A 13,554-nucleotide genomic window follows, 5' to 3' on the forward strand; every position below is an offset into this window, starting at 1 on the left:
AGTAAAGATGACCATGATAATGACATTACCAAAGGCTTTAATGAGATGGAAGCTGAGGTTAGGCTGACTTATGAGACGTTTAGTCGCCAGCTAGCACCTTATGTAGGCTTTAGTTATGAGACAGCGCTTGGCAAGGCTCGTGGTCAACGACGTCAAGAAGATGAATCGGTTGATAGCAGTAGTTTGACTGCGGGGGTCAAATTCTGGTTCTAATATTATTAAAATAATAGGAGATATACTATGAATACTTCAGATCAAAGCACCATGAATCATCAACAGGGCATGAACCCGTATGTAAAGTTCACCCTGATGATTGTGACGTCTACGATTGTGATGTACATCATGATGTATTTCAATACTTATGAATGGGATCATATTTATTTTAGTGAAACCCGAGCTTATATGGCGCTCTACATGGGTGCTGGTATGGCAGTGGTCATGTTGGCATTTATGACCAATATGTATAAGAAGACCAAGGTCAATTTGATGGTCTATGGTCTAAGCGTATTAATGTTTGCCGTCGGTATTTGGGGCGTTAGATCACAAGCAACTGTGGATCAGGTCGATTGGATGCAAGCGATGATACCGCATCACTCGATTGCTATTCTCACCAGTAGTCGTGCTGATATTGAAGATCCGCGTGTACAGCAGCTTGCTGACGATATTATAAAAGCACAAAAACGTGAAATTGATGAAATGAAACAGTTAATTGATGAGTTGGAATAAACAGTCACAAATTCTGAGCACTCTGTATTAGGTATCATTAAGTAAGTAGCCTATTGAAAGGTATATGTTCACACGCCAGTACTATATCATTACTTATACTAAGGAAATAACAAGTAAGGAGTACTCATCATGATTATTATGATGCACGGTATGATGAGCGGGCCTATGGATGGCCTCATGAATGGATCGATGATGCACGAGATGAGCTGGGGGATGATGGTTCTATGTTTAGTATTTGCCCTACTGTTTTTGGCCATATTGATATTAATTATTATGTCGCTACTCAAACACCTGCGTAAACCAGATTGAGTCTTATTCTTAGATAAGTTATTAAGCGTATAAAGTAAGAGTAGAGACAACGGCTATCAGCGGTTGATATGACTGAATCAGAATATTTACTTATGGTCTTCAAGGAGTAGTTTTTATGAAACATGTGGCCAAGCAAGCGCATATCAAAAGCGGTAAATACGACAAAGTGCCAGAGGGCTACAGCGGAACTGTTTATACCTGTCCGATGCATCCAGAGGTGAAAGACGTTACAGATAGCGGCTGTCCCATATGCAAAATGTCTCTTAAACCTGAAGACACTGTTGTCGAGATGGTAGCAATGAAAGATGACCATACAAGCTGTCATAGTCCGTCAAATACCGAGGCCCATCCTACTAAAGAAAGTAAGTACGACAAAGTACCGGAAAATTATAGCGGTACCGTTTATACCTGCCCTATGCATCCCGAAGTGAGAGATGTGGAAAAAAGCGATTGCCCAATATGCGGTATGTTTCTCAAACCTGAGGGCGAGGTTACTGATTCAAATGATAATGAAGACAGTCATGCACACCGTCATGGAAAGGATACTGACCGTACTAAGGTAAACTCTATAAAAGGCGGCAAGTACGATAAAGTGCCAGCTGGCTACAGCGGAACCGTTTATACCTGTCCCATGCATCCCGAAGTCAGAGATATTGAGAATAGTGGTTGTCCCATATGTGGTATGGCACTTGAATCAGAGACTGTTGCTATTGGTGAAGAGGATACCTCAGAGCTCGATGACATGACTCGGCGTTTTTGGATTTGTACCGTGCTGACCGTCCCTTTGTTTTTGTATGCAATGAGCGATATGGTAGGTATAAATTTAGACAGCTTCATTCAAGGCGGTCAGGGTGATATCGCTGGGCAGATTGCTCAGTGGATACAGTTGGCGCTTGCGGTACCAGTAGTATTATGGGGAGCAGCACCTTTCTTCGTGCGAGGTTGGCAATCCATAAAAAGTCGCAACCTAAATATGTTTACCCTAATTGCGATAGGTGTAGGCACAGCATTTGGTTTCAGTCTGATAGCAACCTTTATTCCGGGCATTTTCCCAGACAGTTTTAGGGATGCATCCGGTCGAGTCGGTGTTTATTATGAAGCAGCAGCAGTTGTCACGACGTTAGTACTACTAGGTCAGGTGCTAGAGCTTAAAGCCCGAAGCCAGACTTCTGGCGCAATTCGTGCTCTTCTTGAGTTGGCACCACCAAATGCAAGGCGGGTAGATGAGCAAGGCGTTGAGACAGAAGTCTCCCTTGACGAAGTTATCAGTGGCGACAAATTACGGGTTAAGCCAGGAGAGAAACTCCCTGTAGATGGTATTGTGCTTGAAGGCAGTAGCAGTATCGATGAGTCGATGGTAACGGGGGAACCTATTCCGGTTTCTAAAGCAAAAGGCGATACGGTTACTGGTGGCACGGTAAACGGCACGGGAACCCTACTGATTGAAGCGGTTGACGTGGGTGATGACACGGTACTGTCCAAGATCGTCAAAATGGTTGCTGAAGCCCAGCGCAGTCGCGCACCAATACAGAAACTGGTGGATAAAGTGGCTGGGTGGTTTGTGCCAACTGTCCTTATCTGCTCTATCATAACTTTTATCGTCTGGGCTATTTTCGGACCTGCGCCTGCCATGGCCTTTGCGCTGGTCAACGCTATTGCAGTGTTAATCATCGCTTGCCCTTGTGCGTTAGGACTCGCCACGCCTATGTCGATTATGGTCGGTACCGGAAAGGGTGCTCAGAATGGTGTGCTTATCAAAAACGCTGAAGCGTTAGAGAGCATGGAAAAAGTCGATACCATCGTTGTCGATAAAACGGGAACATTAACCGCAGGCAAACCAGAGCTCACTGCTATCGAAGCACTTGGTGGCTTAGATGAAAATGAACTGCTTATACTTGTCGCTGCGGTAGAGACTGCCAGCGAGCATCCTTTGGCAGAAGCTATCGTTAAAGCTGCGCAAGAAAAATCTCTTGATATTGCTAAAGCCAGTGATTTTAGCTCAACCACTGGCGAAGGCGCGCAGGCACTGGTCAATGGCAAGCAAGTCGCTGTAGGCAACTCAAAATTCATGCAACGTCTTGATAGCTTTGACAGTACGCTTTCAGAACGTGCTGATAAGCGGAGAAAAGACGGCGAAACGGTAATGTTTGTAGCAGTAAACGGCCAAGCTGCTGGTTTAATATCAGTCGCTGATCCGATCAAGCCGAGTACTAGCGAAGCGATATCTTTACTGCATCAGGCTGGACTAAAGGTGGTCATGCTAACAGGTGACAACGAAATAACTGCTAGAGCCGTTGCCAGTAAGTTAAATATTGATGAGGTACATGCTGACGTCTCTCCAGAAGACAAAAACCGTATTATCAAAGATCTACAAAATAGCGGCAAGGTCGTGGCTATGGCGGGTGACGGTATTAACGATGCTCCCGCTCTTGCACAGGCTAACGTTGGCATTGCCATGGGCACAGGAACAGATGTGGCTATGGAGAGTGCTGGCATCACGCTAGTGAAGGGTGATCTGATGGGAATTGTCAGAGCCCATAAACTGAGTCATTCTACGATGCAAAATATCAGACAAAACCTGTTTTTTGCGTTTATCTACAATGCGCTTGGTATACCGCTTGCGGCAGGCGTTCTGTATCCATTCTTTGGGCTGTTGCTCAGTCCAATGATAGCGGCCGCTGCGATGAGTCTGTCTTCAGTATCTGTTATTGGCAATGCGCTGAGATTGCGTCGCTTGAAACTGTAATTTTTGTACGGTAAAGAGGGTCTTAAAGCACACATACACATACTGGTCTTATCAAGACTTTAAAATATAAGGATCACGTTATGGGCAGTTTTTCTATTACACATTGGCTGATTTTATTAGTAGTGGTGGTGGTCGTATTTGGCACTACTAAGCTTAAAAATGCTGGCAAAGATTTAGGCGGTGCAGTAAAGGGTTTTAAAGAAGCAGTCAAAGATGAAGAAACTTCGCGTGCTCGCAATAATCGTTCACTTGACCATGAAAATAGTACACCAGTTTCAAACAATGGTTCAAATACACAGGTAGGGGCTCAGGCTGATGATACAGAAATCAGTCCTGTCACCACTGATGATCAGCAAAAAGTATAAAGGCTGCATCTTGTTCCCGTAACGGATTTTATGTTAAGTAGATTTTAGATAGAGAAGTCAGTTCTCACTGCTTTCATTTAGGTATGTTACAAAGGAACTAATCCATTGATTTGTCTGACACTTGGCATAGGTATAGAGTTAATGTTAATAACAGACAAAAAATCATCGATACCTTTTCTGGCACGAAAAATACCTACTTAACTGTTCTTAAACCACTGATAACCACTTGGAAAGATACGTCGCCATATGAGTTATGGCTAAAAGACTCTGATGATAATTCAATCGAAATATATGTATGTCTAACAGATACAAAGTTTTTAACAAACCCCATAAAATGAGCAGTCAAAGTGGTGGAGCATAGAACTATATAAGTTACTCGTCAAAAAATAGAAACTCCTAAGAGTTTCTATTTTAATAAGGTAAAGCAAATTTTATTGTGCGGCTTTTGGCAGATCTTGATCCACAGTTTTAACGTTTGAATTAAGAGCATTATAAGTCTCTATGCTGTCTGCTTCTTTGTTTAAGCTCTTATATAGAGTGATACACATAATGAAAAGAAAGATTGAAATCGGGAAGCCGGCAATAATAGAGGCTGTTTGCATGGCTTTTAGGCCGCCAGCATAGAGTAATCCACCAGCAATAATGGCGATTAATACCCCCCAAACAACCCGCATTTTTTTAGGGGAAGTCTGAGCCCCCTCTGCATCAAGAAAGCATAAAACGTAGGTTCCACTATCAGCGGAAGTGATTAGGAACGTGGCAAGTAAGATACAAGCTAGAATACTTAATACCTGTCCGATTGTGTCGCCACCCACGCTATCAAACATAGTAAATAAAGCAAAGGTGGTGTCTACCTGGACAGCTTCAACGATAGGTCCACCAGTAAAAGCTTCTTGAGCAGGTAGGCCTGATTCAACCAATGCTGCCGCTTGCGTTTCATAAACGTGGCGAGCATCTTGCTCAGCTTTTAGGGCAGAGCCACCTACGACTGACATCCAGATTGCTGTGATTAAAGTTGGTACGAGTAGTACGCCACCAATTAATTCACGAATAGTACGTCCCTTTGAGATGCGGGCGACAAACATACCAACAAAAGGTGCCCAGGTCATCCACCACGGCCAATAATAAGCCGTCCACCAGTTCTGCCAACCTGAGTCTTTTTGTGCATCACTCCATAAACTCATACCTATGATGTTTTGAGTATAGTTGCCAGTGGTTTCGAGCAGCGTATGTAGGATATAGCGAGTTGGGCCGATAACCATGAGGATGACAATCAAAGAGAGTGCTAATAGCATGTTTAGGTTAGATAAGTACTTCATTCCTTTGTTGACGCCTGTTACTGCAGAATAAGTCGCAATCGTACATAGCACACCCAATAGAAGAAGCTGATTAGATAGACTGTTGTCGATACCAAACACTTGGCTCAAGCCAGTATTGATTTGGAGAGCACTCATACCAAGAGATTGAGCAATACCAAATGCTGTAATGACGATAGTAAAAATATCAATCGTGTGTCCAATGGGTCCGTAAATACGGTCTCCAATGACTGGATAAAGTATGGAGCGTAAGCTGAAAGGTAATCCTTTTCGATAGCTAAAATAAGCCAATGCTAATGCTGTAATACAGAATATTGCCCACGGATGTAACCCCCAGTGAAAGAAGGTGAGCTGCATGGCCATACTCGCCGACTCATCACTCAAGTCGGCAGCAAAAGGATTACTCATATAGTGATAGATAGGTTCGGCCGCAGACCAAAAAACTAGACCAACCCCCATACCACCAGAAAACAGCATGGATATCCAACTGATAAAGCTGAACTCTGGTTTCTCATCGTCTTTACCTAAGCGTATATGCCCAAGACGGCTGAACATCACGAAAAAGAGAAAGCCGACAACACTCGTCATCAAAAAAACATAGAACCACTTAAAATTTTGCAATAACATGGTTGAAAAACTTTCAAATACCACACCTGCCTGTTCTGCTTGGAGCGCACAGAACAATACGAAAGCAATAACCAACACTTTTGAGACAACCGTTATGGTTGGATTTAATCCTTTAAAAATGCCTGATGTAGCTAGCATGATCACTCCTTGAATACGTTACGACAGCTAGATTTCCGTAGCCAGCTGCGTGTTTGGGTCATTCAGAGTAGTGCTATGTGCCCATACCTTTCAACCTATTTATTATCATAAATGCATGAGTTTTATTAATAGAAAACAATTGTAGGTATTAAATACAGAGCCTTTCTATAAAATACATGACAAAAACTCATGAATATCTAGCAGAAAAGTCGTTTGTCAAACTCCGCAATGTCTAGCAGAATCTTCATCAAGCAGTACACATTACTCATGAATGGCTACAGCCAACGCAAGGAAGTATGCGTCATTTTATTATATGGAGATTCAGCATGAACCAAACTAACCACAATCGCATCTCAATCCAACAAGTAGATAGTGTTTTGCACCCCATCACTGAAGCAAGTGGTATGCCTAATACTGCCTATGTCAGCGAAGAGTATTTCAATTTTGAGCGCGATAACATCTTAAGCAAAACTTGGGTATGTGTCGGGTTTGCCTCTGACCTTATTAAAAACGGCTACATCAAACCTGTCGGATTTATGGGATTGCCATTATTGATGATGCGTAATCGTGAAGGTAGGGTACAAGTGTTTCATAACGTTTGTAGTCATCGCGGTATGAAATTGGTTCATGAAGAAGGCGTGGTACAGGGTGTGATTCGCTGTCAGTATCATTCTTGGAGCTACGATTTAGACGGAAACTTAAAAGGAACGCCGCACGTAGGCGGTATAGGTAAACACAAAGATGAGCGTTTTAAATGCGAAGACCATGGTCTACGTGCATTACGTTCTAGTGTTTGGATGGATATGGTCTTTGTCAACATATCAGGGGATGCCGTACCGTTTGAAGATCATATCGCTCCTTTGTTAGAGCGTTGGAAGCCGTTTTGGGGAGAGAATGGTGTCGATCAAATCCACCGTGTGGATATGAGTGAAGGTTTAGAGATTGAGGTAGACAGTAACTGGAAGTTAACGGTCGAAAACTACTGTGAAGCCTATCATTTGCCTTGGGTGCATCCAGCGTTGAACACGTACTCAAAGCTAGAAGACCATTACAACATTATGTTTGAAGACCGTTTTGCAGGACAAGGTAGCTATAAATACAACTTGTCTGATACCCAAGGTACTCATTTACCTAAGTTTCCAAGCTGGCCAGAAGATAAGTTGCGTCATGCTGAATATGTGGCTCTGTTTCCAAACGTACTGTTGGGCATTCAGGCAGACCATGTATTTGCAATGATGATTGATCCTATCAGTGCCGAAAAAACAACTGAAAAGCTCCGCTTGTACTTTGTCAGTGATGAATCTGCTAAAGACATTTATGCAGCTTGTCGTACAGCGACGCTAGAGTCTTGGCGTGTGGTGTTTAGTGAAGACATTACGGCGGTCGAAGGTCTACAAAAGGGTCGTCATTCTCCAGGGTTTGGTGGCGGTGTGTTTTCACCCGAGATGGACTTACCAACACATTTCTTCCAAAAATGGCTAGCCACACAAGCTAAAGCTGCACTAGAAAAGGAGGTATAAGATGCAACATTACCTTAATTATATCAATGGTGAATGGAAAGACTCACACTGTCAACTGACTGTGATGAACCCCGCTACTGGTGCACCCTATGCCACTGTTGCTCAAGCAAGTATCGAGGATGCTGATCTAGCAATGGCTGGAGCAAGGCATTGTGTGAGCCAAGGGTTGCTTACCGATATACGCCCAGCGCAGCGTCTTACTTGGATGCTCAAGGCAGCTGAGGAAATTCGTAAAATTACGGAAGAGGCCGCTTTAGTACTGTGCTCAGAAAATGGTAAAAACTTGGATACGGCTCGTGATGAGTTCATCGAAGCAGCCCGTTACTTTGAGTATTACGCTGGCATCGCAGACAAAATTGAAGGGATATCTGTGCCATTGGGCAAAGACTACATCAATTTTACTCAATACGAGCCAATGGGTATATCAGTACAAATTGTCCCTTGGAATTTCCCTGTATCAATTTGCGCACGTTCTTTGGCACCAGCTTTAGCCGCTGGTAATGCAGTGGTTGTAAAATCTCCTGAGGTTTCGCCCATCGCTATGACATTGCTATTTGAAGCGATCGAAAAAGCTGGTTTTCCAAAAGGCGCGGTGAACTTACTTTGCGGCAAAGGCTCAGAGGTTGGCTCGCACTTAGTGAAGCATTCGGAAACCAATCAAATTGTATTTACAGGTTCAGTACCAACTGGGCAACGCATATTGATAGATGCTGCTGAACGCGCAACGCCTTCAGTGATGGAGCTGGGAGGAAAGTCTGCTGCCATCGCACTAGCAGATGTGGATCTAGACACGTTATTGAGCAGTGTAAAGGTCGGTATTTTCTATAACTCTGGGCAAGTATGCTCAGCGATGTCACGGCTACTGGTACATCGCAGCCGTTATGACGAAGTAAAAAATGCAGTCGTTGATTTGGCACAGAGCTTAAGTATCGGAGTAGGTGAAGATAACCCTGATCTAACGCCTGTAGTATCCAAGAATCAACAGCAGCAGATTCTAAAAATGATTGAGTCTGCTCGTAAAGAGGGCGCATGTATTTTGACAGGTGGTAGTGCACCTGACTTAGATGGTTATTTTGTATCGCCAACGATCATCGAAGCTAGCCATGAGATGAGTATCACGCAGCAAGAAGTCTTTGGACCTGTCTTAGTGATAATGCCATTTGATGAAGAAGAGCAAGCGATTGAAATGGCCAATGGGACAGAGTTTGGTTTAGTGGCTGGGGTGTTTGGCGAAGGGTTAAGTCAGACGTTACGGGTGGCAAACAAACTGGTTGCTGGGCAGATATTCATTAATGAGTGGTTTGCAGGCGGGGTTGAGACACCTTTTGGCGGCGTAGGATTATCAGGTTTTGGTCGAGAAAAAGGGCAGGAAGCCATCTATAGTTATGTTCAGACGCGCAATATTGGTATTCGTTTGAGACACAACAAGTAGTCACAGAGTAAAAGGGAGTAGGCACAATGAAAAAATGGTTATGTATTGTCTGTGGTTGGGTTTATGACGAGGCGAAAGGCTGGCCTGCTGACGGAATCGCACCTGGCACAAGATGGGAAGACATTCCAGAAGATTGGTTGTGCCCTGACTGCCAAGTGACAAAAGCTGATTTTGAGATGCTCGATATTACCGACGACGAAGAGGAAAGTATTGGCAACGCTATCGTTGATAATACTATTGAACCAGTCGTTATTATCGGAAGTGGTCATGCAGGCTACCAGTTGGCGTCAGCATTGCGTAGCCAGTCTCCAGATTTGTCTATTACCTTATTCACCGCCGATGATGGATCGGTATACAGTAAACCTGCATTATCTAATGCTCTCGCCCTAGGTAAAAGCTGTGATGATCTAGTGAGAGAATCTGCACTTAGCTGGGAGCGACGATTAGATATTCGTGTATACGCACACACTCGTATCAACAAAATTGATCGTTCACAAAAAAGACTCTACACCACAATAGGTGAATATATTTACGGACGCTTAGTATTAGCGACTGGCGCGACGCCAATCATCATTCCGGTAGAAGGTGAGCAGTCCGCTCTATTCAGTGTGAATGATCTAGCAGATTACAAACAGTTTCGTTCTAACTTAACCGATAAAAAGCATATCACTATTTTAGGTGATGGCTTGATTGGTTGTGAGTTTGCTAATGATCTGGCAGCACATGGTATGGCTGTCACAGTGGTAGGGTTGGGCAAATGGCCTATGGAGCGACTAATTCCGCAACAGTTGGGTAGTGGGTTGCAGCAAGCGTTGAGCGGAATTGGTGTGGAATGGAAGCTGGAGAATAGTATCCGCTCTGTTCAATCACTCGGTGATCGTTATCAGTTGGCGCTACAAGATGGGCAATGTATAGAGACAGACTTGGTACTCAGTGCAGTTGGCTTAAGACCAAATATTGCATTGGCTCAAACAGCAGGTTTGATAACAGGCCGAGGTATCCAGACTGATTTAAATCACCAGAGTAGTGACCCTGCAATATATGCATTAGGGGATTGCGCTGAGGTGGATGGTGAATGGGCACCTTATATTAACCCTATTAATCAGGCGCTACCTGCTTTGGTAAACAGCTTATTAGGGAAGCCGACACCAGCATCATTGAAAGCGACGCCCATTATCGTAAAGACACCTGTTTTACCGCTGAGTATATTGCCAGGGATTGGTGCTGGGGACTGGAGAGTTGAGCAGTATGGGCAAGATCTGGCTGCAGGTTTTTATGATAAGGCAGGTAATCTAACAGGCTTTGCACTGCTTGGTACGACATTGCAAAGCCAGCGCAATCAATGGCTTGAAAAAATCACGCTCAATAAAACGGCAGCTTGAGGAAATAATAATGGTTAATTTACCGAACGATGACAAAAGCTGTGGTTGGTATTCCGTATTACCCACGCCAGAACCTGCCAAAAAACTGGTTGGAACACAAAAAGCTGATTATGCGATTATTGGTGCAGGCTTTGCTGGCCTAGCAGCTGCAAGACGATTGGCTGAGCTGAAACCAGAGGCGCGTATTATATTGGTAGATGCGCAGCGTGTGGCAGAAGGGGCTTCAGGGCGTAACTCAGGCTTTGTGATAGATTTACCACATAAGTTTTCATTGGAACACCCGGATCCTGAGCTTAAGAAAAAGCTATTACACCTAAATAGAACCGCTATATCTCAGTTGCAAGGATTGGTCGAACAGCACAACATCGATTGTCAGTGGTCGGCGGTAGGTAAGTACCAAGGCGCAGTTGGCGAACGTGGTGAGGAGCACCTAAGTCATTTTGAGCATTTGATGAAAAATCTAGGGGAGCCTTATCACTGGGTAGAAAAAGCAGAGCTCAGTAGCGTTCTTGGAACCAATTATTATAGCCGTGCTATTTTTACGCCTGGCTCTTACCTCATGCAGCCTGCCGCTTTAGTACAAGGAATGGGTAACAATCTACCTGAGAATGTAGAACTGTTTGAAGAATCACCAATTACAGACATACAAAAATTAAATGGTAATTGGGTACTGACCAGTAATAAAGGAACAGTGATTACACCTAAGTTATTACTGGGCACCAGTATCTTTACACGAGAATTTGGCTATCTAAAAAATCGTTTATTACCCGTGATGACTTTTGCCAGTTGGACTCGTCCGTTAACTGATGAAGAAATGAAGATATACAAAGGTGACTTAAACTGGGGATTAACACCAGCTGACCATGCTGGCACGACATTACGCATGACTGCGGATCGCCGCATCCTTATTCGTAATACCTACAAACATGTACCAAAGTACGGCAAAAGCATCAGTGATGAGACACGCCAATGGGTTCAGACGGATCATCGAAAAGCATTCTTAGCCCGTTATCCTGAGCTGGCAGGTGTGCCTTTAACCCATACATGGGGAGGTGTTTATGCCATCTCACGTAATTTTACGAACTTCTTTGGTGAGTTAGAAGATGGCGTGTATGCCAGCGCGTGTGACAACGGTGTTGGCGCGGCGTGGGGAACCATTTCTGGAACGCTACTCGCAGATCTGGTGGTAGGAGCAGATTCCCAAGATTTGCGTGATATTCAATATGTGACTGATATGCCAAGCTTAAACCCACCAGAACCGTTTTTAGGACTGGGGGTCAAGTTTCGCATCAATCTTGCAAAATGGCAAAGTCGCAGTGAACTATAGCAACCACTAGGAGACGATCATGAGTGAAGTAAGATTAATTGACAGTAAGAACCTCGAATTTAGTGTACGTGGCGACTCTCCAGGCATGGCTTATGTGGCTAGGGCATTAACGCCTGATGTTTCTCAAAATATGGGAGTAGGTTTTGCTCGCTGGGAAGGTGCGGAGGTCTCATGGCAAGTACTCTACGATGAGATTGTCTTTGTGATAGAAGGCTGTTTTGAGTTAACGGCTAATGGTCAAAAGTACGAAGTGCGTCCAGGACAGATGCTTTGGATTCCTGAAGGAACAGAGCTTATATACGGTGGTCATGCCTTATTTGGCTATGTTGTGCATCCTGGTAACTGGAAAGAAATCCATGGATTGACATAAATATGATATTTAGGCATTAGACCCTTTAAGTCTTATGATTTAAAGGGTTTTCTGTTTTTACATATAATGGTAAATATTAGTTTTAAATATTATATAACACTGTCCGAATGGCAGTAGTCAAATTTCTTATACCTTGATTATCTATATTTTGAAACTGCTAAATTCCTCGATCATTTTTCCATGATTTCTAGTGATATACTCTAGCTTTCAATGATTTCAGTTTACTATCTAATCTAAGGACTAGGTTAGATAAAATAGCATCCGCTATTATGCAAATGACAAGCTAGGAGCGTCGATGAAAATCAAGCCATTACCACCGATGAATAGTCTCATCATGTTTGAAGTAGCTGCTCGCTACCAGAGCTTTACCCTAGCTGCTGATGAGCTAAACGTCACGCAAGGAGCGGTCAGTCGTCAGATACGTCAGTTAGAAGAGTATCTTGGCAAAGAGTTGTTTATTCGAGCAAATCGTAAGATCTCTTTATCGCCTACTGGATTGCAGTATTATCAAAGCATTTATGGTGCACTTATTAATATTGCCCAAGCAACCGGAGAAATCAAAAAATGGCGCGGTGAAAATCAAGTCACAGTAGCCACCACACATGCTATGGCAGCACTTTGGCTGTTGCCTAAGGTTGCACGATTTCAGCAAGAAGAAGGTATAGACCTGAGAATACTAGCAACTGATAATGTTGTGGATTTACATAGTATGGACTGCGACTTGGCTTTGTTTTACTGTCGGGTACCACCTGCAGGAATGGAGGTGACCCCTCTATTTCCAGAAGAAGTCTTCCCTGTCTGTAGTCCAGATTATTTGGTACAGTTTAATAATGATAGATCGCTAGAGAAAATATTTGGTGGTACTTTACTAAATCTTGATGAAGCACGAATAGACTGGATGACTTGGCCTGAGTGGTTTAGTGAAGTAGGTTATCCTACTATCACGCCTAAAAACAAAGTCCATATCAATAATTACACGATGTTGCTTCAGGCTGCAATCAATGGTCAAGGTATTGCTCTGGCGTGGGGCTCACTTGTAGATGACTATCTGAAAAGTGGCGCTCTAGTGCGCCCAGTGGATACCGTTTTACGTACTGCAGAAAATTTTTATATGTTGGAGCCTTTAGGTCGACATAATACATCAATGAGTGTAACCAAATTCCGGAAATGGTTACTACAACAGCTCCCAGAGATTGTAGGAACAGGAAGCCTAAATTAAAGACTAACTATTCTGTAGTATCAAGATTGTCTTTGATTGTATGAACTACAAACATGTCAACAATTTAGCTAAAAAAT

Annotated in this window: 12 protein-coding genes; 11 read left to right on the forward strand and 1 reads right to left on the reverse strand. The window is 43.4% G+C overall.

The genetic code is table 11. The annotated features are described in order from the left end of the window. The 5 genes from DFP82_RS04570 to tatA form a co-directional block, all read left to right on the forward strand. On the forward strand, window positions 1-213 hold a 213-nt coding region (locus tag DFP82_RS04570), incomplete at its 5' end, for a copper resistance protein B (protein ID WP_146221325.1). Window positions 214-240: 27 nt separating this feature from the next. Continuing rightward, on the forward strand, window positions 241-726 hold the full coding sequence (locus tag DFP82_RS04575) for a DUF305 domain-containing protein (protein ID WP_110922566.1): 486 nt from the start codon (window positions 241-243) through the stop codon (window positions 724-726). Between the two features lie 129 nt (window positions 727-855). Then, window positions 856-1,035: a hypothetical protein gene (locus DFP82_RS04580; protein WP_110922567.1), complete on the forward strand. Its 180-nt coding sequence runs from the start codon at window positions 856-858 to the stop codon at window positions 1,033-1,035. A gap of 115 nt (window positions 1,036-1,150) precedes the next feature. Next, window positions 1,151-3,781: a copper-transporting P-type ATPase gene (locus DFP82_RS04585; RefSeq protein WP_110922568.1), complete on the forward strand. Its 2,631-nt coding sequence runs from the start codon at window positions 1,151-1,153 to the stop codon at window positions 3,779-3,781. Window positions 3,782-3,861: 80 nt separating this feature from the next. Beyond that, window positions 3,862-4,146 (forward strand): Sec-independent protein translocase subunit TatA, encoded by a 285-nt coding sequence (tatA, locus tag DFP82_RS04590; protein ID WP_110922569.1) that lies wholly within the window; start codon window positions 3,862-3,864, stop codon window positions 4,144-4,146. Window positions 4,147-4,577: 431 nt separating this feature from the next. Here the strand turns inward: tatA and DFP82_RS04595 are convergent, their stop codons facing one another. Then, entirely contained in the window at window positions 4,578-6,227 is a 1,650-nt protein-coding gene (locus DFP82_RS04595; protein WP_110922570.1) for a BCCT family transporter, read from the reverse strand. A 326-nt stretch (window positions 6,228-6,553) separates the two neighbouring features. Here DFP82_RS04595 and DFP82_RS04600 point away from each other — a divergent pair, with 326 nt between their 5' ends. From DFP82_RS04600 to DFP82_RS04625, 6 genes are all read left to right on the forward strand, one after another. Further along, window positions 6,554-7,747 carry an aromatic ring-hydroxylating oxygenase subunit alpha gene (locus DFP82_RS04600; RefSeq protein WP_110922571.1) on the forward strand — a complete coding sequence of 398 codons (1,194 nt, stop codon included), beginning with the start codon at window positions 6,554-6,556 and terminating at the stop codon, window positions 7,745-7,747. A 1-nt stretch (window position 7,748) separates the two neighbouring features. Then, entirely contained in the window at window positions 7,749-9,179 is a 1,431-nt protein-coding gene (locus tag DFP82_RS04605) for an aldehyde dehydrogenase family protein (RefSeq protein ID WP_110922572.1), read from the forward strand. 26 nt (window positions 9,180-9,205) lie between these two features. Next, complete coding sequence (locus DFP82_RS04610; RefSeq protein ID WP_110922573.1) at window positions 9,206-10,561, forward strand: FAD-dependent oxidoreductase; 1,356 nt, start codon at window positions 9,206-9,208, stop codon at window positions 10,559-10,561. A gap of 10 nt (window positions 10,562-10,571) precedes the next feature. Next, a complete protein-coding gene (locus DFP82_RS04615) occupies window positions 10,572-11,888 on the forward strand; it encodes an NAD(P)/FAD-dependent oxidoreductase (RefSeq protein WP_110922574.1) in 1,317 nt (438 codons plus the stop codon). Between the two features lie 19 nt (window positions 11,889-11,907). After that, window positions 11,908-12,258, forward strand: coding sequence for a cupin domain-containing protein (locus DFP82_RS04620; protein ID WP_110922575.1), 351 nt, complete (start codon window positions 11,908-11,910; stop codon window positions 12,256-12,258). Between the two features lie 295 nt (window positions 12,259-12,553). Then, window positions 12,554-13,477, forward strand: a complete 924-nt coding sequence (locus tag DFP82_RS04625) for a LysR substrate-binding domain-containing protein (RefSeq protein ID WP_110922576.1) — start codon at window positions 12,554-12,556, stop codon at window positions 13,475-13,477. Window positions 13,478-13,554 lie beyond the last annotated feature (77 nt).

It is taken from the genome of Psychrobacter fozii, from assembly GCF_003217155.1.
In the GTDB taxonomy this organism is placed as follows: Bacteria; Pseudomonadota; Gammaproteobacteria; order Pseudomonadales; family Moraxellaceae; genus Psychrobacter; species Psychrobacter fozii.

Excerpts from the sequence above, each read along its gene's own strand:
- DFP82_RS04620 (WP_110922575.1), top strand. The coding sequence starts at position 11,908 with ATGAGTGAAGTAAGATTAATTGACAGTAAGAACCTCGAATTTAGTGTA.
- DFP82_RS04580 (WP_110922567.1), top strand. The coding sequence starts at position 856 with ATGATTATTATGATGCACGGTATGATGAGCGGGCCTATGGATGGCCTC.
- DFP82_RS04595 (WP_110922570.1), bottom strand. The coding sequence starts at position 6,227 with ATGCTAGCTACATCAGGCATTTTTAAAGGATTAAATCCAACCATAACG.
- DFP82_RS04615 (WP_110922574.1), top strand. The coding sequence starts at position 10,572 with ATGGTTAATTTACCGAACGATGACAAAAGCTGTGGTTGGTATTCCGTA.
- tatA (WP_110922569.1), top strand. The coding sequence starts at position 3,862 with ATGGGCAGTTTTTCTATTACACATTGGCTGATTTTATTAGTAGTGGTG.
- DFP82_RS04605 (WP_110922572.1), top strand. The coding sequence starts at position 7,749 with ATGCAACATTACCTTAATTATATCAATGGTGAATGGAAAGACTCACAC.
- DFP82_RS04600 (WP_110922571.1), top strand. The coding sequence starts at position 6,554 with ATGAACCAAACTAACCACAATCGCATCTCAATCCAACAAGTAGATAGT.
- DFP82_RS04575 (WP_110922566.1), top strand. The coding sequence starts at position 241 with ATGAATACTTCAGATCAAAGCACCATGAATCATCAACAGGGCATGAAC.
- DFP82_RS04585 (WP_110922568.1), top strand. The coding sequence starts at position 1,151 with ATGAAACATGTGGCCAAGCAAGCGCATATCAAAAGCGGTAAATACGAC.
- DFP82_RS04610 (WP_110922573.1), top strand. The coding sequence starts at position 9,206 with ATGAAAAAATGGTTATGTATTGTCTGTGGTTGGGTTTATGACGAGGCG.
- DFP82_RS04625 (WP_110922576.1), top strand. The coding sequence starts at position 12,554 with ATGAAAATCAAGCCATTACCACCGATGAATAGTCTCATCATGTTTGAA.